Annotated in this window: 25 protein-coding genes; 13 read left to right on the forward strand and 12 right to left on the reverse strand. The window is 41.5% G+C overall.

Features of this window, described 5'->3' with window-relative positions; genetic code table 11:
• Positions 1–122 precede the first annotated feature (122 nt).
• Together AABK37_RS32335 and AABK37_RS32340 are read right to left on the reverse strand one after the other, a co-directional pair.
• Positions 123–395: a hypothetical protein gene (locus tag AABK37_RS32335; RefSeq protein WP_432555573.1), complete on the reverse strand. Its 273-nt coding sequence runs from the start codon at positions 393–395 to the stop codon at positions 123–125.
• A 221-nt stretch (positions 396–616) separates the two neighbouring features.
• The gene (locus tag AABK37_RS32340; RefSeq protein WP_432555574.1) at positions 617–1,312 is read right to left on the reverse strand and encodes a glutathione S-transferase family protein; all 696 of its coding nucleotides are present in this window, start codon (positions 1,310–1,312) and stop codon (positions 617–619) included.
• A gap of 71 nt (positions 1,313–1,383) precedes the next feature.
• On the opposite strand from AABK37_RS32340, the gene AABK37_RS32345 reads away from it, so the two are divergent.
• A complete protein-coding gene (locus AABK37_RS32345) occupies positions 1,384–1,767 on the forward strand; it encodes a hypothetical protein (RefSeq protein WP_432555575.1) in 384 nt (127 codons plus the stop codon).
• Positions 1,768–2,010: 243 nt separating this feature from the next.
• Here the strand turns inward: AABK37_RS32345 and pgeF are convergent, their stop codons facing one another.
• Positions 2,011–2,808, reverse strand: a complete 798-nt coding sequence (gene pgeF, locus AABK37_RS32350) for a peptidoglycan editing factor PgeF (protein ID WP_432555576.1) — start codon at positions 2,806–2,808, stop codon at positions 2,011–2,013.
• Between the two features lie 77 nt (positions 2,809–2,885).
• On the opposite strand from pgeF, the gene AABK37_RS32355 reads away from it, so the two are divergent.
• Genes AABK37_RS32355 through AABK37_RS32370 form a run of 4 tightly spaced genes read left to right on the forward strand, consistent with a single transcriptional unit; the run spans position 2,886 to position 5,767 of the window.
• Complete coding sequence (locus tag AABK37_RS32355) at positions 2,886–3,695, forward strand: biotin--[acetyl-CoA-carboxylase] ligase (protein ID WP_432555577.1); 810 nt, start codon at positions 2,886–2,888, stop codon at positions 3,693–3,695.
• 22 nt (positions 3,696–3,717) lie between these two features.
• The gene (locus AABK37_RS32360; RefSeq protein WP_432555578.1) at positions 3,718–4,089 is read left to right on the forward strand and encodes a hypothetical protein; all 372 of its coding nucleotides are present in this window, start codon (positions 3,718–3,720) and stop codon (positions 4,087–4,089) included.
• Positions 4,058–5,599 (forward strand): M23 family metallopeptidase, encoded by a 1,542-nt coding sequence (locus AABK37_RS32365; RefSeq protein WP_432555579.1) that lies wholly within the window; start codon positions 4,058–4,060, stop codon positions 5,597–5,599. The genes AABK37_RS32360 and AABK37_RS32365 overlap by 32 nt, the downstream gene beginning before the upstream one ends.
• A gap of 12 nt (positions 5,600–5,611) precedes the next feature.
• On the forward strand, positions 5,612–5,767 hold the full coding sequence (locus AABK37_RS32370; RefSeq protein ID WP_432555580.1) for a histidine kinase: 156 nt from the start codon (positions 5,612–5,614) through the stop codon (positions 5,765–5,767).
• On the opposite strand, the gene AABK37_RS32375 is transcribed toward AABK37_RS32370, so the two are convergent.
• Positions 5,744–6,415 carry a riboflavin synthase gene (locus AABK37_RS32375; protein ID WP_432555581.1) on the reverse strand — a complete coding sequence of 224 codons (672 nt, stop codon included), beginning with the start codon at positions 6,413–6,415 and terminating at the stop codon, positions 5,744–5,746. The genes AABK37_RS32370 and AABK37_RS32375 overlap by 24 nt on opposite strands.
• 340 nt (positions 6,416–6,755) lie before the next feature.
• Here AABK37_RS32375 and AABK37_RS32380 point away from each other — a divergent pair, with 340 nt between their 5' ends.
• The 3 genes from AABK37_RS32380 to AABK37_RS32390 are packed head-to-tail and all read left to right on the forward strand — an operon-like array spanning position 6,756 to position 8,600.
• Positions 6,756–7,250 (forward strand): bifunctional nuclease family protein, encoded by a 495-nt coding sequence (locus tag AABK37_RS32380; protein ID WP_432555582.1) that lies wholly within the window; start codon positions 6,756–6,758, stop codon positions 7,248–7,250.
• Between the two features lie 23 nt (positions 7,251–7,273).
• Complete coding sequence (locus AABK37_RS32385) at positions 7,274–7,555, forward strand: hypothetical protein (RefSeq protein ID WP_432555583.1); 282 nt, start codon at positions 7,274–7,276, stop codon at positions 7,553–7,555.
• Positions 7,473–8,600, forward strand: coding sequence for an aldo/keto reductase (locus tag AABK37_RS32390; RefSeq protein WP_432555584.1), 1,128 nt, complete (start codon positions 7,473–7,475; stop codon positions 8,598–8,600). The genes AABK37_RS32385 and AABK37_RS32390 overlap by 83 nt, the downstream gene beginning before the upstream one ends.
• 46 nt (positions 8,601–8,646) lie before the next feature.
• Here the strand turns inward: AABK37_RS32390 and AABK37_RS32395 are convergent, their stop codons facing one another.
• Positions 8,647–9,426, reverse strand: a complete 780-nt coding sequence (locus tag AABK37_RS32395; RefSeq protein WP_432555585.1) for an AAA family ATPase — start codon at positions 9,424–9,426, stop codon at positions 8,647–8,649.
• 134 nt (positions 9,427–9,560) lie between these two features.
• On the opposite strand from AABK37_RS32395, the gene AABK37_RS32400 reads away from it, so the two are divergent.
• The gene (locus AABK37_RS32400) at positions 9,561–10,121 is read left to right on the forward strand and encodes a Uma2 family endonuclease (protein ID WP_432555586.1); all 561 of its coding nucleotides are present in this window, start codon (positions 9,561–9,563) and stop codon (positions 10,119–10,121) included.
• A gap of 60 nt (positions 10,122–10,181) precedes the next feature.
• Here AABK37_RS32400 and AABK37_RS32405 read toward each other — a convergent pair whose 3' ends face one another.
• From AABK37_RS32405 to csaB, 3 genes are all read right to left on the reverse strand, one after another.
• Entirely contained in the window at positions 10,182–11,075 is an 894-nt protein-coding gene (locus tag AABK37_RS32405; protein WP_432555587.1) for a phosphotransferase family protein, read from the reverse strand.
• 278 nt (positions 11,076–11,353) lie between these two features.
• Positions 11,354–12,259, reverse strand: coding sequence for a PEP-CTERM sorting domain-containing protein (locus AABK37_RS32410; protein WP_432555588.1), 906 nt, complete (start codon positions 12,257–12,259; stop codon positions 11,354–11,356).
• Between the two features lie 573 nt (positions 12,260–12,832).
• Positions 12,833–13,870 (reverse strand): polysaccharide pyruvyl transferase CsaB, encoded by a 1,038-nt coding sequence (gene csaB / locus AABK37_RS32415; protein ID WP_432555597.1) that lies wholly within the window; start codon positions 13,868–13,870, stop codon positions 12,833–12,835.
• Between the two features lie 103 nt (positions 13,871–13,973).
• On the opposite strand from csaB, the gene AABK37_RS32420 reads away from it, so the two are divergent.
• The 4 genes from AABK37_RS32420 to hisA all read left to right on the forward strand — a co-directional run bounded on the left by AABK37_RS32420 (position 13,974) and on the right by hisA (position 15,615).
• Positions 13,974–14,318, forward strand: coding sequence for a DUF2499 domain-containing protein (locus tag AABK37_RS32420; protein WP_432555589.1), 345 nt, complete (start codon positions 13,974–13,976; stop codon positions 14,316–14,318).
• A gap of 78 nt (positions 14,319–14,396) precedes the next feature.
• Positions 14,397–14,687 carry a DUF3593 domain-containing protein gene (locus AABK37_RS32425; RefSeq protein WP_432555590.1) on the forward strand — a complete coding sequence of 97 codons (291 nt, stop codon included), beginning with the start codon at positions 14,397–14,399 and terminating at the stop codon, positions 14,685–14,687.
• A 3-nt stretch (positions 14,688–14,690) separates the two neighbouring features.
• The gene (locus AABK37_RS32430) at positions 14,691–14,864 is read left to right on the forward strand and encodes a hypothetical protein (protein ID WP_432555591.1); all 174 of its coding nucleotides are present in this window, start codon (positions 14,691–14,693) and stop codon (positions 14,862–14,864) included.
• Positions 14,842–15,615: a 1-(5-phosphoribosyl)-5-[(5-phosphoribosylamino)methylideneamino]imidazole-4-carboxamide isomerase gene (gene hisA, locus AABK37_RS32435; RefSeq protein ID WP_432555592.1), complete on the forward strand. Its 774-nt coding sequence runs from the start codon at positions 14,842–14,844 to the stop codon at positions 15,613–15,615. Before AABK37_RS32430 ends, hisA begins: the two co-directional genes overlap by 23 nt.
• Before the next feature lie 539 nt (positions 15,616–16,154).
• On the opposite strand, the gene AABK37_RS32440 is transcribed toward hisA, so the two are convergent.
• The 4 genes from AABK37_RS32440 to AABK37_RS32455 all read right to left on the reverse strand — a co-directional run.
• Positions 16,155–17,234, reverse strand: coding sequence for a hypothetical protein (locus AABK37_RS32440; RefSeq protein ID WP_432555593.1), 1,080 nt, complete (start codon positions 17,232–17,234; stop codon positions 16,155–16,157).
• Between the two features lie 69 nt (positions 17,235–17,303).
• A complete protein-coding gene (locus AABK37_RS32445) occupies positions 17,304–18,281 on the reverse strand; it encodes a hypothetical protein (protein WP_432555594.1) in 978 nt (325 codons plus the stop codon).
• Between the two features lie 541 nt (positions 18,282–18,822).
• Positions 18,823–20,556: an NAD+ synthase gene (locus AABK37_RS32450; protein ID WP_432555595.1), complete on the reverse strand. Its 1,734-nt coding sequence runs from the start codon at positions 20,554–20,556 to the stop codon at positions 18,823–18,825.
• Between the two features lie 108 nt (positions 20,557–20,664).
• Positions 20,665–20,916: NrtR DNA-binding winged helix domain-containing protein (locus AABK37_RS32455; RefSeq protein WP_432555596.1), on the reverse strand; the 252-nt coding region annotated here is incomplete at its 5' end.

Genomic DNA, 20,916 nt, shown 5'->3' on the forward strand with positions numbered 1-20,916 from the left:
TGCATTGCTTATGCATCCCGATGCATTGCTTATGCATCCCGATGCATTGCTTATGCGTCCCGATGCATTGCTTATGCATCCCGATGCATTTAAAAACGCGCTCGTTTTTAGGCTTAACTGTACTAAGATACTTTTGGCTGATGCCACAGGGTCAGCTGAAATTTTTCGCAATAGCAACCCTTGCCACTAATTTGTTGCTCGTGGTCAGCTATCCAATCATAAATTTGCGCGGCTTTAGCTAATGCCACCTGTTGCGAACGATAAAGACGAGGACTAAGGCAAAAGGCTTCTCCGTTAATATGTATAGCTGCAATTTGCCAATAATCGCTTCCTTCACCCTCTGGTACAACTTCTAAAAATCCGCTACTGTAAGGTTCGATTATTCCTATGTTCATCTGCTAGCTTTATTGAACTCCAAAAACATAGTACAGACGTGATTGCGGAGGTGCGTTGACGACAGCCTTTTTACTGTTGCAGCTGCCGGATTTATCGTCACCCGTCAAGTACGAAGCCACAATTGATCACTTTACCCCAAAAGCCGTTAAAAGTGGCGTAATCTTGTTTGATGATACCGACTTAATTCAATAGCTGCGATCGCCTGAAATATTATGCCTTATTAGACAGCGTAACCAGATGCATTACGAGCATAACCATCGAAAGCATCCAGCAAGCGATCGCGCCAGTTGTAAATTGGATCGTCTTTGGCGAGCAACTGGATTGGACTGACTGTTCTTGCCCATTGAAATTGTGCAAAGGCAATATAGTCACCAAAATAGGGCTGATCGCCGCCTAGATAAAGCTGACGAGAAAGAACTTCCCTCATAGGAGATAACGCTGTTTGCAAAGCAGTAATGGTTTCATCATTCGGTGTTGCAAATTCTTCCAACGTCATTGCGAAACGTTTCTCCCGGCTCTGGCGAAAGTACGCTTTGTCCTTTTCGTGTAAATTCTCAAACAAATCTAGAAGAATAAGGCGGAAAATCAGTGGACTAATAGCTTGTGCAGACCAAAACTTGATAAATAAAGCCCCTGATTCGCCAACCTTTGCGTTAAATAAACTTGGGCGATCGGCATAAGTTGTTTCCAAGTAACGAGCAATTTCCCAACTATCATTCACAGTCTTGTCGCCATCGACCAAGACAGGAACCAGTCCCTGCCCGGAAAAAGCGATCGCCTCTTTCTCTGTAAACCGCCAAGGAATTTCTTCTGCATTAAGTCCTTTGTGTTTTAAAGCCATCTTGACTTGCCAACAAAAGGGACTAAAGCGGCAATCGTCCTCGGCTCCAGCTAAATCGTAAAGTTTAATCGGCATATTTTCCTTATTTGAGTAAATACCAAAACAATGGTAATATTTGTCATCATTTAGTATTTTTACCGTAGTTTATGCAGAGAATATTTGGCACAGCTTGTGCCTTATTAGCACTGACGATTCCAACTTTGATGATTTCTCGTCAAGCCGTGGCAAATGAATTCAAAGAAAACGGTTGCCGTTCAGTTGTAGGCACATACCTAGCAACAGTTAAGTCACCTAGTACTGATGCCACAAATTATAGTGAACTGCTCACTTTTAACTTTGATGGCAACCTGACTGGCTCTGACTCAAATTCAGGTGGCGATCCGGATGGAACCACTATTTTTCAGCAACCCGTAGGTCCATTACATGGTAGCTGGAAGTGTGTAGGAAGGGAAATTGTTGCCAAAACGTTTAATTTCAATTTTCACGCCCCGCACGGGATTACCGCCCAGCATCGGTATTACAACATTTAAATTAATTTACCATCCAGAAACTCAAACACTAACTGGGACTAGCATATTTGACTTTTATGATATAAATAGTACTCAATCGCTATAAAGGCAAAGGCAGACAGCCTACTTATGGAAATGGTTGAACCTGCACTTCATGCGTTAGAAATCTCAGGGGCGATCGCCTGAAATATTATGCTTTTTTTGAATTGTTATCTAAATTTTAGTTTTTGGTTTAAACGAGTACAGCGCTTACTACGAATTTTCTCAAATGCTGACGATTCCTGACCATTGAACTTTCTTCTGTTTTTCGCGGCGATAAGAAAAGAAATAATCTGGGGTTTGAAAAGTACAATAAGGTGCGATCGCTATTTGTTCAGAACTTATTCCCAACATTTCCATCTGTAAAGCATTTACCCGTCGCACATCTAACCGCACTTTTCCGGGATGTGGATCGGGTAATAAAGGTGAATTTGCTAGCTGATACATCGCATCAATTATACTTTTTTCATCATTATGTGGTATAATGCTTGCGCCTATTTCTGCTGCTACCTGTTCTGAAACTTGGTAAACTTCGCCAGCGATCGCAGGTCCGAGGGCGATTTGTAAATTTTCGATTTTGCTGCCTTGGGCAATAAATCGGGCGATCGCTTGCGGTACAATCTTAGATGCCGTACCCCGCCAACCTGCATGTACTGCTGCCACTTGAAGAGTCTTTTCATCGGCAATCAGCACCGGTGTACAATCAGCGCTAGCTACCCACAACGCTTGTAGAGGTTCTTCGCTCATCAAACCGTCTCCCAATACCAGGGCAGAATCACCTTCTCCTTCAACATCATTTCCACCCGCACTTAACTTGCTAGTAATTTCCTGCGGTGTGAGGACGATGTTGCCATGAACTTGTTTTAAGCGATAAGCTAATGCTTCTGGTTGCAAGACCTTAGTTAACTCTTGCGGAGAACGTGACCAAAACTGGTGGGTGAAAAAGCCGTGAGGTAAACGTTCTAGTAGACTGCAAGTCAGGTAAGGCATTCCTTCCCAAGTGTGCCAGTTCCAAGTGTGCATCTCGGTCTAAACCTAAACAGAAAATCTTTCTTCAGCCAATTAATGTTAACTTGTACAACGGGATTTCGGTAAACCCTGTGGAATTTGATCGACAACAGTTAGAAACCGCCCTCAGGAGGCGCGAGCATAAATATTTCCCATTGGATCTACATGTTTTTGACACCGTAGCCTCTACTAACCTTACTGTGTGGAACTTGCTAGAACAAGGTGCCGCTTACGGATGTGTAGTAATTGCGACTTGCCAAACAGCAGGACGGGGGCAATGGGGGCGTCAGTGGAGTTCTTTTGGTGGGGGATTGTATCTTTCAGTCGCTATAGCCCCGCAACTAGAGGCAAGTAACAGCTACCAATTAACTTTGGCACTTTGTTGGGGAATTGCGAAACAATTGCGAAAATGTGGCGTGAATGTCGGAATTAAATGGCCCAATGATTTAGTCTTAAGTAGCCGTAAACTAGGCGGCATTTTGACTGAAACCAAAGTACACAAAGGAAAAATCACACAAGCAGTGGTTGGTGTGGGGATTAACTGGTCAAACTCTGTACCAGAAACCGGAATCAATCTGAAATTCTGGCAAGCGAAAGAGGGAAAAGGTGTAATTGATTCTCTGGAAATGCTAGCTTTGGAGGTTTTGCTAGGAATAGAATTTGGCGTTGAGTGCCTTTGTGAAAAAGGAGTAAATATACTTCTGTCAGATTATCTCAATTTGCTTACGAATATGGGCGATAAAGTAGACATCAAAAATCATTCGGGGACTGTTGTAGGCGTAACTTCTACCGGAGAACTACGAATCAAAATGCAAACTTATGATAATAACACAGTAATAACACCAGAAATTTGTCTTCAACCCGGTACAATCAGTTTGGGTTACAGTAAATCCTCTGATTAATTTTAGGTAGGGGGAATAGGGCATGGGGCATGGGGCATTGGGAATGGAAAGAATCATATTAGAACGCGCATCACTTACAACCGCTTCTTTAATTCCCATTGCCCATTGCCCAATGCCCATTTTAGAACGCGCATCACTTACAACCGCTTCTTTAATTCCCATTGCCCATTGCCCAATGCCCAATCCCCAGTCTAATTACACACAACACGCACTCTTTACAAATGATGCAGCGCAATCAAAAGAGCGATCGCCGTTTGCACAAGTTATTACAGCGATGTCTTGTGACAAAACGTTTGGCATCTTCTTTACCAGCACAGAGTCTGTGTTGGTTAAGCAGTTTCAGCCTTCTCAGTGGAGGCTTTGTGTTTGCTCAGGTAGACACATCAATAGATAATATCGTTCCCACTGTCGAAAATTCACGGCAGGCAGTTACAAATCCAGTTAAAAAAGAGGTTGTGCGCGATCGCAGTGCTTCTGCAACAGAATCGACTCAAGCGACACCAGATTTTTCTGAGCGTCGAGCGAGACTCAAAAAGCGACTACGCAATAAAACAGAAGTTTCTCAGTCATCCGAGCCAGTTAGACGCTCAACACGTCAAAGCGAGTCTGATGAGCCTGTGACTCGCATCAGACGCTCAAGAGCGAGTGTTGATTCTGAACCTGACACCACCGCTAGACGCTTCAGAGGGCAGGTAGAAGCTTCGCGGGTTAAGCCTGCAAGAATTAGACACAGAAAACCACAATCCGATTCTTCAGCCACATCTAGCAATTCTCGCACTATAGAAAGACCCTCAGAAGTTTCGCAACCACCAAGCATCTCAGACAGCAAAAAAGATTACAATAACGCCTATATTGACCCCAACGACTATAAAAACGATGGGACGAGTAATTATCAAGCACCGAATTCTGTAGTACTTAGCGAACGTTCAAGCGGTTGTCGAACTATTTTAGCGCAAGGTGCGGGTGGTATTTGCGCGAAAATCCCGATTACTCCTTATGGAAATGAGCGTGTAGCTGATTCTAATAACGACGTAACACGCAAACAAGCGCCGAGTTGGATCAGAAGAAGTCAAGAAACAAAGGCGATCGCTAACGTTTCACCACCACGTCGTCTTGCAAGCACTCTCAGCCGTAGCGCATGGCGTTCTACGCGGGTTGGTCCGATTAATCTTAACAATGGCTCCTGGCGTGAAAAGCCAGTTGCTTCTGTTGGTGTCAGCAAAAGCGCTTTTCGCCCGAATCGATTTATCCCCAATCCCAGCAATTTCAATTCTAACCCCATAGTTGGTTCGAGTGCGATCGCCCAGGCGCCTGGGGAATTGTCAGCACCAATGACGGCTGATAATACTGCACCCCGCGACAGCACTGTAACTTACGACATTCCACTTGCATCAGTATTACCACAAATTCCTTATACTGGCGCAGTCGCTGTCAATCCTGGGGGAATGATGTTCCCGTTATCTGTTCCCTCACCGATTACTTCTTTGTTTGGTTGGCGAGTGCATCCGATTACAGGCGATCGCCGTTTCCACGCCGGTACAGATTTGGGTGCAGCGATGGGAACACCAATTTTAGCAGCTGCTACTGGTCAAGTCGAGGTTGCTGATTGGGTAGGCGGTTATGGTTTAACTGTTATTCTTAACCACAGTTTTGCTCAACAAACTCTCTACGGTCACATGTCAGAAATCTTCGTCCAACCCGGTCAGTTGGTACAACAAGGAACCATAATTGGGCGAGTTGGCAGCACTGGCAATTCCACAGGTCCCCACCTGCACTTTGAAGTGCGTCACCTGACATCGCAAGGCTGGGTTGCAACTGACCCAGGCGTACAATTAGACAGCGGTCTTAGCCAGTTGATTCAAGCTACACAGACAGCGCGGGTAATTGGGCAAACCTACCGTTAGAAGAGGGGGGGAGTGGGGGAGTGGGGGAGGGGGGGACAAGGAGGACAAGGAGGACATTTCTTTCGATTACCCATGCCCTATGCCCTATGCCCTATGCCCCATGCCCTATGCCCTATGCCCCATGCCCCATGCCCAATTCCTCATTCACAAATACCCGTTTTCTGTTAAGAATGCGGGTGTGATTTCCTCAAAGCTGGCATCGTCCGGTGTATGTTGCTTGCCTGGATAAAGCAATTTTTCCACGTATTTGCCGAGAATATCTCCTTCGAGATTAACCAAACTACCGGGACGGAGATAGCGGAGATTGGTTTCGGCATAGGTCAGGGGAATAACTGCCACTTTGAATTGCGAAAGTTCTGGTTCATATTCGGCGACTGTCAGGCTGATGCCATTCACGGCTATACTGCCTTTGGGGACAATGTAGCGAGCCGCACTTTCTGCCGCTATAAAAGTCATTTCCCAAGAAGTTGCAGTTTGTTCTACCGCTTGCATTCGTCCTGTGCCGTCTACATGACCCATGACAAAATGACCGCCGATTTTGCTGCCTACTCGCAGCGACGCTTCTAAGTTAACATACTTCTGGTCTGATTGTTTCCCCAAAGTTGTACGGCGAAGAGTTTCTGGTGAAGCGGTGGCGATAAATCCGCATTCTAAAATTTCTTCTACCGTTAGGCAAACACCATCGACGGCAATACTGTCACCACAAGCTAAATCTTGCATAATTAACTCAGGTGACTGGGGTAAACATGTAATTTGCCAAGAATCGCCCCCTAAAGGTTTGATCGTTCCTAATGACTGGATTAATCCTGTAAACACGGCTTTTTCGCAAAACTAACTCTATTTATTGCCTAATTTTGACTTAAATCAACTGGTAATTATCACAGGAATTTTCAAATCATGAGTATTATTTTAGACAAGTTTTTGCATAAAGAAATCAAGACATTTATATCATTTACAAGGCATACTTGGTTAAGAAGATTATTGTTGAACTACACCGATTTTAATTCCAAGGAGTGTTCACCACTAGCAGGGAGTTTAATAGAAGTAATTATAGAAAACAAACGCCTATGTTTATTCTTTTCGCCGTCTTTCCCGATAATGGGTACTATTTGTTACATAGCTACCAAGCGCTCAAAGGATTGTAGAGGCTTCGCCAATGATTGAAATGAAAGTCGCTGGCATAGCATTAGATGCTATAACCCGCAGCCCGATTGTACTTTTGAAAGATGCTTCAGATCGCCGCGCTTTGCCAATTTATATTGGTCAAGAACAGGCTAGGGCAATTATGGGTGCGCTCGAGAATCAAAAGCCTCCCAGACCCTTAACCCACGATTTGATAGTGAATATTCTCGAACTATGGAATATGACTTTAGAGAAAGTCATTATCCATTCGCTACAAAAGGACACATTTTATGCAGCTTTGATTGTCCAGCATGGCGATGTCAAAAAAGAAATTGATGCGCGTCCCAGCGATGCGATCGCCGTCGCTCTCCGCACCAACGCCCCTATCTGGGTTATGGAAGAAGTGATCGCCGATGCTTCCATCCCCGTGGATCGCGATGCTGATGAAGCCGAACAGCAAGCGTTTCGCGAATTTATTTCCAATCTCCGCCCCGAAGATTTGATCAAGCGCTTCGGCTCTGACAGCTAGCAATTTTGGATTGAGAATAGGGCATGGGGCATGGGGCATGGGGCATGGGGCATTGGGCATTGGGCATCGGGCATCGGGCATCGGGCATCGGGCATCAGGCATGGGAAAAAGATTTGACTTTATTCTCACGTTCCCATTGCCCATTGCCCATTGCCCATTGCCCATTGCCCATTGCCCATTGCCCATTGCCCATTACCCATTACCCATTACCCAATCTAAAATATGCAATACCGACGTTTTGGAAAAACGAATTTGCGCCTTTCGGTGCTTTCCTTGGGGACAATGCGCTACTTGGCTTCTTTTGAAAATGCGCTCTTAACGATTCAAAAAGCGATCGCCTCAGGAATTAATCATATAGAAACTGCCAAAGGCTATGGCAATAGTGAGGAATATCTTGGTGCGGCGTTGATTGCGGGACAAATACCTAGAAATCAGCTTTATATCACCACTAAAATTCCTCCCACACCCGATGCTGACACGATGCGTCGGCATATTGATGAATCTCTGGCGCGATTAAAGCTAGATTATGTAGATTGTCTGGGAATTCATGGTTTAAATACGAGTGAGCATTTAGACTGGGTTCAAGCCAAAAATGGTTGTATGCAAGCAGTGGAAGAAGCGAAGCGCGATCGCCGCATCAAACACGTAGGCTTTTCTACTCACGGTTCCCTTGATGTAATTCTTGCAGCTATAAATACAGATTTGTTTGAATTTGTCAATCTGCATTATTACTATTTTTTCCAAAGAAATGCACCAGCGATTCAGTTAGCTAGTCAAAAGGACATGGGCATTTTTATCATTTCTCCGGCTGATAAGGGAGGAAAGCTTTACACCCCACCGGAAATTCTCAAAGATTTGTGTTCTCCGTTTTCACCCTTAGAATTAAATTATCGTTTTTTACTCAGCAAACCTCAGATTACCACCCTCAGCGTGGGAGCAGCAAACCCTGATGAATTGCTAGAACCGATACAAGCGGCTAATTTCGACGGTGAATTAACATCAGAAGAAATTGCTGTTTTTCAGCGTTTAGAAACTCATAAAAATACAGCTTTGTCAACTGACAAGTGCAGTCAATGCTATGCTTGTTTACCTTGTCCAGCAAATATCAATATACCGGAAGTATTGCGGCTGCGGAATCTTGCTGTAGCATACGATATGAGCGACTACGGACAATATCGCTACGGGATGTTTGAAAACGCCGGTCACTGGTTCGCTGGAATGAAAGCGAATAAGTGTACAGAGTGCGGTGAGTGTTTACCTAAATGTCCAGAAAAGTTGAATATTCCCGCTTTGTTACAAGATACTCACGAGAGATTAAATGGGAAAGCTGGTAGAAGATTGTGGGGATGAATTGTAGTAAGCGCTTCAGCGCTTATATTAAGCGCTGAAGCGCTTACTACAAATGTCTAAGAAAAGATTGCGGATTATTTAAAAAGGCTTTTGTTAAAGAAACGTGTTCCAATTCATCATAAGCAACTTCTTTTGGTGGGTAGGAATCAAAACTGAGAATTGATGCTTCTGGAAAAGCCATAATAATTGGAGAATGTGTCACAATGATAAATTGGCTATCTTGATTTACCATTTCTTTTAGTAAAGACAAAAATGCTAATTGTCGTAAAGGAGAAAGTGGTGCTTCTGGCTCATCAAGCAGATATAATCCACCTGGAACGAAGCGTGCTTGAAAAAGTTTGAGAAAACTTTCTCCGTGAGAGTTAGCATCAAGGTTGTCACCATATTTTTGAGTTAAACCTGCTTTCTGCTTGAGTGCAGAAGCTTTGGCTAGTTTCAAACCAGTTCCGCTAAATTTTTGCTCATATTCTAAAGCTTCTTCTTCGAGTTCTTCACTCATCGTTTTAATTCGTTTGGCAAAGTTAAAGAAATCTTCTGCTCTTAAGAAAAAGCCTCGTGCTGTCTTTTTTTGCCAGATAAACCTAAATTGTGTAGATAATTGTCGAGCGGGGTCTAATGTTTTGTCGCGCTGGATATCTTCTCCACCAACGCTGATTGAATTAATTCCTGTAGCGATCGCTTCCAACATTGTTGATTTTCCTGAACCATTTTCTCCAACGAAAAAAGTTACAGGCTTTTGAAAGTTAATTTCTTCAAAAGCTTTGACTAAAGGCAGATTGAAGGGAAAAGAATCAGGTTTTTTAACGTTTGTTTTTTTGGCGTTCACGAAGTGACTCCTTCGGAGTATCGCTCTTAAATGAATCATGCTGTAATACTTCCCCCTTCGCAGCTTACCTATTTATTGTGCCGCGCCTTCGTTGAGGCTGGTACATTGAAAGATATGATTCAAAGGATGCTTGTATGAGCCAAACTAGCCAAGTACGTTGGACAACTGCCGATTTAGAGTTGTTGCCAGACAACGGCAATCGCTATGAGATTGTAGACGGAGAATTATTTGTGACACGCGCACCACACTGGAAACATCAGAAAACTGCTGATAATATCTGTGCAGAATTGAACTTTTGGTCACGCCAAAGTAATCTAGGAGAAGCTGTAACAAGCGCTGGAGTTATCTTCACCGATGCTGATAATGTTATCCCTGATGTAGTTTGGATCAGTAACGAACGATTGGCATCTGTGCTAGATGATGCAGGACATTTAACTGCTGCACCAGAATTGGTGGTTGAAGTTCTTTCTCCTGGTGAAGAAAATGAAAGACGCGATCGCCAAGTTAAGTTAAAGCTCTACGCAAGCCAAGGTGTGCGAGAATATTGGATAGGCGATCGCCACATGCAGCAAATCCAGATTTATCGACGAGAGCAAGCAACCCTAGTGTTAGCGGCAACCTTATTTAGCAGTGACAATCTAAGTTCACCGCTACTACCTGGGTTTACTTGCTCTGTTGCGAGTTTATTTACTTAACTTTAAATAAAAACTCTGCGCTTACCGAGAGCGTCACTCTGCGTTTAAAAATGCGACGAATTAACCCAAAGGTGTACCTACAAGTTTAATATCTTTTGCCATGCCGATATGCGCCAGCGATAAGCTAACATCTTTATACTTCAATGCACGATTAGCCCATTGTAACTCTAATGTTCCTACCCAAAAGCGGGCGCGGTCGATGTGTTCTGCTAACATTAGATAGTCACTTTGCATACGCTGCACAATACTTTCACCGTAGTTTCCCAGTTGCACTGCGATATCACAAGCAGGATCGCCTAAACCAGCTGTACCAAAATCAATCATACCGCTAATACTTTCTGTTACTGGGTCAAACAGTATATGATAAACTGGTTTATCGCCATCGATTAGTACAGGTGTGTAACTTAAATCGAGTTCACCTGTAACTACGGGTGCAAAAAGTTCATGTATCCAACTTTGCTGATGACGCCAAAGGTGCGGAAAGAGAGTTTCTTGAGCTTGCTCATATAACTGTAACCAATCTTCAGGCGATCGCACCGCACCTGAGGAAGATATCCCAGCATTAACTAAAACTTCATTGGGGATGCTGTGCAATTGTTGATGAAATATGGCTAGTTGAGAGATAACACGAGTAAGTGAAGCTTCACTCAACTTTAGCAAGGTGTTGCGCGAAAGCGGTTCACCTTTGATAAATCTGTAGTTGACAAAGCTTTCTTCTAAGTTTTCAAAGTGCGGAACTTGTAAATCAACATATTTTCGCACGACTTCTAACACTTTGGCTTCATGCAAAAGAGCTTCTTTTCCCCAATCATCTTTAACGAAGCGACAGACAATTTCATGATTGACGACTACGACATCGTTAACCATGCCATCTTGATTAAAGTCTAGATGGTCAAAAGAAACATTTGGATAAACAGCGCGAATTTTTTCCAGGTACGAAGAAGGAATTTTCATAGTCACTTTGGTAATGACAACAAACTGATATCAGAATTAGTCGGACATTTAGCCCGATTGCAGCGACTTAACTGATTTGCGTGTTTGTGTTACCAACGTATCACTATGATTTAACTCCTCAAAATATCTTAATACGTAAGTATAACATTATTTTTAGCTCGTTCTAAGTTGTAGAGTGGGAACGATAAATTTCTTCAAATCTCAAAAATAGGTATATAAGTAATGGCTAATCATTTATTGCGATTAGCCATTAGCAAAAAACCTAAACTAAATTGATATTAAGCTAATTTTGCCTTGTTTTTCTTTTTCAACACAGAAGCAGCACCTATAAGACCAGCGAAAAGTAACCCTAAGCTCGTGCTTGATTCAGGTACTTTCTTTGCGGTTGTTGGTTCTGCATATACGAAATCATCCGTAACTGCTAAGTCTATGCCATTTTGCAAATTCTCAGCACCAAAGGATTGAAAACTGTTGCCATCAAAGCTAAAAAGGGCGTTTGTTCCCACAGTCAGCGTGACACTTGTGACAATAGGATCGTCAAACAAAACACCAAGGAATTCTGTGTCACCACTATTGCCAACTGGAACGCTATATTTACCTAAACTCTTTGAGCCGTTAAAGTATTCGATACTGCTAGTGTTGGCAAGTTCGACATCTTTAAAAATCGCGCCAAAACCCCGCGTACCTGCGTCATTTGTTGTACCGGCAAAGGTGAAACTCTGCTTAATCAAGCGGTCATCAAATTGACCTGACTGTTTATCAAAATTTACAAATGTATTCTTTGGACTAAAGGCAGGAAATTCTCCGGTGGTAGCTGGATTGACGCTAGCGAAATCGTCTCCGCTAACGGCAAAAGGCTCTGCAAAAATCGTACCTCGTACCTGGAAACGGTTTTCAGGAATAGCTACAGTCTTGTTAAGGTCAATCACTCGAGTATTAGGATTGGCATCGGTGCCGTCAAGTCTGACAGCATCCCAGTCAATTGTCCGAAATCCGCTAGTTTGCACTGGTGCGTTGAGGTTATCTACTCCCCCGATCGCCGTTTTCATGTCCGCAAGGGCTTTGGCTGCATCAGCACCAACACCTTGAAATACTAAGGTTCCCGCTTGTGCTTTTGGTGTTATTGCTAAAGTAGTCAATGCTGTACTGGCTATGGCTAAAAGTAACTTTTTCTGAATCGCCATCTTATTAAATTCCTCCAAAAAGCTGTCAAAGAGCAGATGCTAGTGTATTCTTAATACAGAAGTTGCGCCTCGGATTTTGGTGTGTGAAATATCATTAAGAGAAACTAGAAGAGAAACTAGGGCATTTTTAAATCTCAACAAGCAAAACCGCGAACAACTTCTCTCGCTTCTTATTAAGTATTCATACGTAATCTGCACGCAACTAGATTTAAGAGAATTTCACCGTAACTTCACGTAAAGATGATTTTTTAGTAAAGAGTAGATATTCATCTTGCAAATATGCTTAATCTATGCATTGCAAAAAAAAGTTAATGTAACTCAATTTTGTGAGTTACTGTGAAGATAATTCAGGCGATCGCACTTGGTTATAGTAAAGCGTTTGGGGTGACAAAAGTCATAAAACTTAATTTTTGGCGTTGCTGATTTGAAATATGAATTGAAAATTTCAACGGATGATTGTAATATTAAAATCCGCCTTAGACGTTCCGCACCGAACGTCTCTACTACAGATTATAAATTTCAGCCTTGATATTCAGCAACGCATAATTTTTTATACTCCTGCGTGATTGTTATTTAAGCAAGTGCTTGACTTAATACTTCACGATGTATAAGCGCTCGATCTACTAAAAACTGAATTTTTTCTGGTGATAACGGATCTCCATTGGCGTAATGTTCAATCCAAGTTTTGCCAATCAAGTTGGCGTCATCTGGTAAACTAGTTAAATCCCAACCTGGCATATCTAAATCTTCCATCAAGCGATTAACTTTGGGATCGTAACTGAGAGCAAAACAGCGACAGCCTTCACTAGCTGCCATAATCAAGCTGTGCAGACGCATTCCAATTACCATTTCTACACCACGATACACACCTTTTAAAAGTTGCGGATCTTCCAAACACATAATCTTGCTGACATCTGCTAACTGTGGTTGGATAGTTTCAGCAATGCTTAAATCTTCGCTTTTTTGAAAAGGCAGCAGTAAAATAAAGGTTTGTGTAGCTTTTTGGAAATCAACCAAAGCGCGAGTTAAATTAGCAAGGCGCGTTTGTGTGAGTTGCGGATGCGATCGCAATGTTACAGCAACTCTCGGCGCAGGTAAATCCCAAAGTCCGGGTACTGGCTTAGACTCTAAAGCCCAAACCGGATCGGGTGCGAGAATAAAAGGTATTTGCCAATCAGATAATAAAGCAGCAGAAGCGCGATCGCGTACACTAACTTTGGTACAATTAGAATAGGTGTTCCGCGCCAAAGAACGAGTTAGAGAACGCTTTAACGGACCAATTCCTTGTGCCCAAGCAACAGTTTTTAACTTCATTTTTTGTGCTAATGCCATCAAAGAGCCGTAGTAAAATGGGCTAATACTGCTGGTGACATCTTGAATTAAACTACCACCACCCCAGATAAAAGCATCGCTGGAGCGCAAAGCTTGAATTACAGATAACGGTGCCATGCGATCGCCAACTTCGACATGATAGCGATCGCGTGTTTCTTGTGGATTACCAGAAAGAACCACAGGCGTGACATGTTCTGGTAGCATTTGTAGAAGCGTCGCTAACAAAGCTTCATCACCACCATTACCCTTACCGTAATACCCAGACAACAACACCCGCATCTTAGACATTTTGGATTTTAGATTTTCAATTTTGGATTAATTTTCAACTAAATATTTGCCATTAACACACATGGCAAACTCGTAACTTTTAACTTTTAACTGTATGCACGCTCTTTCGATTCCCACCTGGATTATTCATATTTCTAGCGTTATTGAGTGGATTGCCGCCATTTGGTTAATCTGGACTTACGGTGAAGTTACTGGCAACCGTACTTGGGGAGCATTGTCTTTTGCCATGTTACCAGCTTTGATTAGCGCCATGTGTGCTTGCACCTGGCATTATTTCGATAATGCCGAATCTTTAGAATGGTTGGTAACGCTGCAAGCTGCTATGACTTTAATTGGTAATTTTACACTTTGGGCAGCAGCGGTGTTAATTTGGCGTTCCACCAAATCGGAAAAACCTGTAGAATCAGATTCTCAAGAAACTATGACATCAAAGCCATGATTTCTTAACTTTCCAAACTCTTAACTCCTGTACAGACGCGAAATTTCGCGTCTCTACAACTCCTAACTCCTCAAATCTATGATTTCAAAAGAAATTTTATTTGCCCTATCACTGTTTCCCTACTTGGGATTTTTGTGGTTTATTAGGCGTTCTGAGCAAATGCCACGTTTGGCACTTTATGGATTTTACGGCACTTTGGTCTTTGTAGGAGTCACGATTCCGGTAGGGATTTATGCCCAAGTGCATTATGGTAAATCTTTAGCAAATGTTGATTGGCTGCACGGAGGTGCAGAAGTTTTTTTAACGCTTTCTAATATATTGATTGTGTTGGGTTTTCGGCAAGCTGTTATGAGAGGGAGTAGGGAGTAGGGAATGGGGACAGGGGGACAAGGGGACAAGGGAGACAAGGGGACAAGGGAGACAAGGGGACAAGGGAGAATTTATCCGATTTTCAATGCCCAATGCCCAATGCCCAATGCCCAATTACCAACAACCAACAACCAACCACTAACAACTAACAATTATGGATGTAATTCCGGCGATTGATTTACTAGAAGGTCGTTGTGTGCGACTTTATCAAGGAGACTATTCGCAGTCGCAAGTTTTTAATGAAAATCCGGCTGATGTTGCCAAACAGTGGGTTGATGAAGGTGCAAGTAAATTGCACGTTGTTGATTTGGATGGCGCAAAAGCAGGTAAAGTAGTTAATTTAGGGGCAATTGAAGCGATCGCCTCTACAGTATCGATACCAATTCAAGTTGGTGGGGGTTTGCGCGATCGCCAAAGCGTGCAACAATTATTCAATATAGGCGTGCAACGGGCAATTTTGGGAACTATCGCTGTAGAACAACCTGAGTTAGTACAACAACTCTGCCAAGAATTTCCCGGACAAATTATTGTCGGTATTGATGCGCGTAATGGACTAGTAGCAACTCGCGGTTGGTTAGAAACTTCAGAAGTTTTAGCTACGCAACTAGCCGTACAAATGCAAGAATTAGGAACAGCAGCGATTATCTACACAGATATCCATCGTGACGGTACTTTGTCGGGACCGAATTTAGATGCTTTGCGAGAACTTGCTGCGGCTATCTCTATCCCGATTATCGCTTCTGGTGGCGTTAGTTCTGTAACAGATTTGTTAAGTTTGCTTGCGTTAGAAGCTCAAGGTGTAATTGGTGTGATTGTCGGGAAGGCGTTGTATACTGGCGATATATCTTTGAAAGAAGCATTGCAAGCGATCGGACCTGGACGCATTCAAGATATTCCCCCCAATCTAGATTTTTCTGCCTTTGCGTAATCTGAAATCCGCTGTTTGCAAGCAATATAGACAATTTCATCTTTTTTTTCGGCTACAAGCCGATTTTTTTTTCTATATTTCCGGATTAGCAACTTACGGACTTGTATCTCAAGTTGTAGAGAGTTCACAATCGAATATTTTGTTATGACTCGTCTAAAACCTCCTAATAAAGGTAAGCCAATAAAAACTGAGAATGGTGCCACTAGATTCTTAGCCAACAACCAAATTGACACCAAACCGCAGGTAAAAAAGCTGGATAAAACACTATAATTCAGCCTGTAAACTACTTGAGTAATATCTGTCAAGTCGCTTGCAGAGAAGTTTATGTTGTAATTTATTATTTTTTAACTTTTAAATATAATGGGTTTCCTCTGGGTAGAGACGTAAAAATAAATGCGTCTCTATTTTCTTTTTTAAACAAGTAGTAAGGACTTCAGTCCTTTCATTTGAGGACTAAAGTCCTCACTACGATATTATTAAAGTTATAAACTAGTAAAAACGTGATTTTTACTAGTTTATAAATCTAGGTTCAAACCAAACTATTTATTTTTCGCTTGAGTTTTGGCTTGTTCCAAAGCAATTTCTTTTATCGCTTGATATGAATTGACATTTGCCGAACCTTCAATAGCTTTAACTGCCAAATCTTGAACTTGTTTGAGAGCCGAATCAAGTTGTTTTGATAGATTTATAATTCGAGAATCTTGATTGGATATTGTCTGTTCTAAAGATTGCAGTCTTTGTTCGTAAAAACGTTTTTGTCCTTCTACATCTTTGGCGTATAAATCGGATTTTATCTTAGCTTGGTAGTGAGCAATACCTTTGCCTTCTTCTGTCGCTTTTTTAATTGCCGCTTCTTTTTCTTTAGGAAATGCTTCTACCTTAGCTTTGGCTTCTTCAAATTGCTTTTCTCGCTCAGAAACTTCTTTCTCTTTTTCACTCCACTGTTTATTTATCTCTTGTTGTATCTCTTCCAACTCTTTATATAACGCTTTCTGCCGTTGTTCATATTCATCTGTCTCTAGTTTGCGTTGCAGTTCTAAATCATACTTATATTCTGCCGTTTCTCTTTGGCGAGTTTTTTGAATGTTTTCATTGCGTTCTTTTGTCGTTACTTTGTATTCCTCTTGCTCTTTTACCCAAGTATTTCTTTCCTCTAAGATTTCTTGAGATAAGACTTCATAACGCTGGCTAAGTTCCTCTTGATAAGCCTTTGCATTATCTTCGTAGGATTTGACAAGCGTATCTAATATATCTTCGGAAACTTCCAAATTATGTAACTGCTTTAATTCTTCAACTTCCTTATGTATAGCTTCTCTGATTTCTGCTAATTTGAAAGCTTGGTTGCTGAGTTGTTCCGATAATTCGCTGGCAGCGCTACCAAAGCCCAACTGAATTTTTGCTAAGTTTTCAATCGTAGAATTCATCTTTTGCTGGACGGTAGATGACTGGTTCATAGCTGTTTTTGGTTCAAATGTAGGTTTTTGTTGAGTTACAGATAAATTGCCTTTCTGGAGTAGGTCAATTTGTGATTTGAGTGCTGCTTTTTCTTTTGCTAATTCTTCATATGCTTGAAGAATTTCTACTTTGGTGTTTTTATCATTTGGTTTTCTAGCTGCCATAACAAACCTCCATTAATTCAAAACTAAAAATTATGTTTAGTGGGCATTGCCCACCAAATCAACTACAAACTATTTTGCTGAACCGTCAAAAGCTCTCATTGCCAAGTCTTGTGCTTGTTTCAATGCTGTTTGTAGTTGAGCGGAAATACCTTCTATCTGCTCAATCTGCTTTTGAATTGTTTGTTCTAAAGATTGAATTTTCGCTTCATAGCTTTGTTTGGTGGATTCCCAATCTTTTTCAAACAAATCAGCCTCTACTTTCGCTTTTTGACTTGTTTCTTTAATTGCTTCTTCTCTAGCTTTCTTAATTGCTTCTTCCATTTCGTTAGGAAATGCTGCGACTTTTTGTTGATATTCTGTAAATAAAGGTTGGCGTTCTTTGAGAATTTTTTCTCGTTCTGCCCAGTCTTTTTCTTTTTGTTGCGTGTTTTCTTGTATTTCTCTTTCCGAGTTGCGCTTTGTCGCTTCGTAAGCGTTTGTGTTAAGTTTGCGAGTAGTTTCTAACTTATATTGAAATTCGTCTGTTTCTAAAGAGCGTTGTTTGGCTAATGATTCGTTGTATGCTTGTAGCGCTTCTTCATACTCTGCTTGCTCTTTTTGCCATTCTTTACGCTTTTGGGCAATTTCTTTTTCTAATGTTTCTCGCTTGCTTCTGATATCTTCTTCAAGGGTTTTTAACTTTTCTCGGTGTTCTTGAGTTAAGATATCTAAAGCATCGGCAACAATTCTAATTTGCTGAAGTTCTTGCAAATTTTGGCTGGCAATTTCTCTTGCGCGATTCAGCTCATCTAACTTAGAGTTCTGTCTGGCTAATTTTTCCGAAAGTTCATTGACGATGCTGCCAAACTCTAGTTGCAAATCAGCTAAACCTTTGACAATATTATCAACTGTGTAGGTAGAAGCGGCTTCGAGTATTTCTTTATTTTTCGCTTTTTCTGCTTCTTCTTGTTTGGTTGCTATTTTAGTTTCTAGTTTTTTTCTATCAGCAATTATTTGCTGAAATGCTTGCATTAGTTGTTGTTTGCTATCTTTGACTGCTATGCTCATACTCTACTCCTTTAAATGTGCGTTTGTGTACTTTTTTGCCAGCTGAAGTTAGACTTTCTTTATGCAGACATCACACTAGCCTTTAAATGAACGTTTTTAACGCCGTGAAATTACTGAAAATCTAATTCCACGATTTAGGCTAGGCGATTTTTTGCTGAAAAAATAAAATTACAGCTATGTTTGCGATCAGATTGATTTCAAACTAGTTAAGAGGTGATGATTTTGGTTTGAAAAACTGAGATGCTTGCTTTTTTAAATGTTTCTGGCTAATTTGCCAAAAAAACATTATTAGCAAAGTCGAAAATTGCAGAATATCTGCGTAGGTAAGAAAAGCTTCATTTGAGGTGGATTTTCCTCGGTTTGTTATATAGTACTGATGTACTATATAAATTAACTCATGTTTTTCGACTTTTGTCAAGCAACACAGGAAAATTTTGACCAAACAAGGATTTTAAGCACTAAAGTGCTTACTACGCACATATAAAGAGGTGCAAGTGTCCTTTCATACACTTGCACCACAATAAAGATTATTTATGCTTGCTTACTTATGTATGGGGATTGTTTTAGTCTGGTAGGCGTTTTTAACTGAAAACCAGTTGCTGGCGATCGGCATTCGCCAACCGGTACCGAAGGCGCGATCGGTGATTTTTAAGCCGGGGGGTGCTTGTCGTCGCTTAAATTCGGCACGCGCTACCATCTGAATTACTCGGTCTACAATTTGTGCGTCGTGACCGGCGTCTACAATTTGTGCGGCTGATTGATGGTTGTGAATTAGGCGTTGCAAAATGTCGTCTAATATCTCGTAAGGTGGTAGAGAATCTTGATCGACTTGACCGGGTTTGAGTTCAGCGCTGGGTGCTTTGATGAGGACGCTTTCCGGAATAATTTGTTTATAGGATAATGAGGAAACCTTTTCCCCCCCTCTCTGATTAAGCCAGTGGCAAATTGAGTAGACGCGGGTTTTGGGAACGTCGGCAATTACGGCTAATCCGCCATTCATATCACCGTAAAGGGTGCAGTAACCAACTGCCATTTCTGATTTGTTGCCGGTAGATAAAAGGAGATAGCCGAATTTGTTGGCGATCGCCATCAATAAATTACCCCGTATCCTCGATTGAATATTCTCCTCGGCTAGCCCAAATTGCGTGCCAGCAAATAAGTCTGCTAAGGTATTGTCATAGCCTTGCATTAACTGCCCGATGGGTAATGTGGTAGTCTTTATTCCCAGGCTTTCGCCTAATGCTAAAGCATCGGTGATAGAATGTTCGGAACTGTAGGGCGAAGGCATCAGCACACCGAAGACATTTTCTTTACCAAGTGCGGCAGTGGCGATCGCTGCGACTAATGAAGAATCAATTCCTCCACTTAAACCCAATACTACTTGAGAAAAGCGGCACTTTTGAGCATAATCTCGCACTCCCAAAACTAAAGCGTGCCAAATTTCCTCATCTTCACTTTCATATTCAGCTACTACAGAACTTTGTACGAAATCTCGCCGTACTTCGTCAAATTCAACTATTACTAAATCAGTTTCAAATCCACGGGCACGACATATCAAGTCACCCCGACTATTCAAAGCAAAACTTCTGCCGTCGAAAATTAAATCATCATTTCCACCTACTTGATTGGCGTAAATAATCGGTTGTTGAAAACGAACTGCACTATGTCGCAACATCGTTTCTCGAAACTGCTGTTTATTAACGCTGTAGGGGGAGGCAGATAAATTTACAACGAAATCTACACCTAAAATTGCTAAGTCAGCAATCGGATTGTTGGTGTAACTACGTTTGCCCCAAAATTCCTCATCATTCCACAAATCTTCGCAAATAGTTACGCCAATATCAATATCATCTAAGGTGAAATAATTGGCTTGTAAACCTGGTTCAAAATAGCGACTTTCATCAAATACGTCATAAGTGGGTAAAAGTCGCTTATGAAAAACTTGCTTGATACCTTCATCTAACAACGCCATGCTATTATATAAAGGTTTTTCTCCATTATGATGTGCCTGAGAATTGTTTTCAACTGTTCCTACTAATACAGCTAAATTTGGCGGCAAATCTTTAACTAATTGTTGCAAAGTTATACTCATTGCCTCCACAAAACTAGGATTTAACAATAAATCCCTCGGTGGATAGCCACATAAAGAAAGTTCTGGTGTTAGTAGTAAACGCGCACCTGCTGCGGCTGCTTGTTGTGCTGCATAGAGAATTTTGGTAGCGTTTCCTGGTAAGTCACCAATTGTCGGATTAATTTGAGCGATCGCTATTTTCATTTTGGATTTTAGATTTAGGATTTTGAACCGCAGATGGACGGGGATAAGATTAAGATAATTATTATCCGCGTTTATCTGCGTTTATCTGCGGTTATAATTCTTGATTACTTAAATAAAGACCAAAGGTTTATCTTTGAATGGGGCAAATGCTTCGGCATCAAACTTATACAAACTAGCTGGACGACCTGCGCCGCGTGATATTTTAATTCCAGTATCGGATAAAAAACCTAGTTTGAGTAGACGCGCTCGAAAATTAGAATAATCGGCAAAATTATCTCCTAATACTGTGGTGTATAACTGATATAAATCATTTAAAGTAAATGTTTCTGGTAAGACTTCAAAAGCTACCGGACTATACTC

Origin of the sequence: Tolypothrix sp. VBCCA 56010, assembly GCF_050875635.1 — a bacterium.
GTDB lineage: Bacteria > Cyanobacteriota > Cyanobacteriia > Cyanobacteriales > Nostocaceae > Hassallia.

Bases quoted from the DNA above. Each gene is read 5' to 3' on its own strand.
- AABK37_RS32335 (WP_432555573.1), bottom strand. From the start codon at position 395: ATGAACATAGGAATAATCGAACCTTACAGTAGCGGATTTTTAGAAGTT.
- AABK37_RS32340 (WP_432555574.1), bottom strand. From the start codon at position 1,312: ATGCCGATTAAACTTTACGATTTAGCTGGAGCCGAGGACGATTGCCGC.
- AABK37_RS32345 (WP_432555575.1), top strand. From the start codon at position 1,384: ATGCAGAGAATATTTGGCACAGCTTGTGCCTTATTAGCACTGACGATT.
- pgeF (WP_432555576.1), bottom strand. From the start codon at position 2,808: ATGCACACTTGGAACTGGCACACTTGGGAAGGAATGCCTTACCTGACT.
- AABK37_RS32360 (WP_432555578.1), top strand. From the start codon at position 3,718: ATGGGGCATGGGGCATTGGGAATGGAAAGAATCATATTAGAACGCGCA.
- AABK37_RS32380 (WP_432555582.1), top strand. From the start codon at position 6,756: ATGATTGAAATGAAAGTCGCTGGCATAGCATTAGATGCTATAACCCGC.
- AABK37_RS32385 (WP_432555583.1), top strand. From the start codon at position 7,274: ATGGGGCATGGGGCATGGGGCATGGGGCATTGGGCATTGGGCATCGGG.
- AABK37_RS32390 (WP_432555584.1), top strand. From the start codon at position 7,473: ATGCAATACCGACGTTTTGGAAAAACGAATTTGCGCCTTTCGGTGCTT.
- AABK37_RS32400 (WP_432555586.1), top strand. From the start codon at position 9,561: ATGAGCCAAACTAGCCAAGTACGTTGGACAACTGCCGATTTAGAGTTG.
- AABK37_RS32405 (WP_432555587.1), bottom strand. From the start codon at position 11,075: ATGAAAATTCCTTCTTCGTACCTGGAAAAAATTCGCGCTGTTTATCCA.
- AABK37_RS32410 (WP_432555588.1), bottom strand. From the start codon at position 12,259: ATGGCGATTCAGAAAAAGTTACTTTTAGCCATAGCCAGTACAGCATTG.
- csaB (WP_432555597.1), bottom strand. From the start codon at position 13,870: ATGCGGGTGTTGTTGTCTGGGTATTACGGTAAGGGTAATGGTGGTGAT.
- AABK37_RS32420 (WP_432555589.1), top strand. From the start codon at position 13,974: ATGCACGCTCTTTCGATTCCCACCTGGATTATTCATATTTCTAGCGTT.
- AABK37_RS32425 (WP_432555590.1), top strand. From the start codon at position 14,397: ATGATTTCAAAAGAAATTTTATTTGCCCTATCACTGTTTCCCTACTTG.
- AABK37_RS32430 (WP_432555591.1), top strand. From the start codon at position 14,691: ATGGGGACAGGGGGACAAGGGGACAAGGGAGACAAGGGGACAAGGGAG.
- hisA (WP_432555592.1), top strand. From the start codon at position 14,842: ATGGATGTAATTCCGGCGATTGATTTACTAGAAGGTCGTTGTGTGCGA.
- AABK37_RS32440 (WP_432555593.1), bottom strand. From the start codon at position 17,234: ATGGCAGCTAGAAAACCAAATGATAAAAACACCAAAGTAGAAATTCTT.
- AABK37_RS32445 (WP_432555594.1), bottom strand. From the start codon at position 18,281: ATGAGCATAGCAGTCAAAGATAGCAAACAACAACTAATGCAAGCATTT.
- AABK37_RS32450 (WP_432555595.1), bottom strand. From the start codon at position 20,556: ATGAAAATAGCGATCGCTCAAATTAATCCGACAATTGGTGACTTACCA.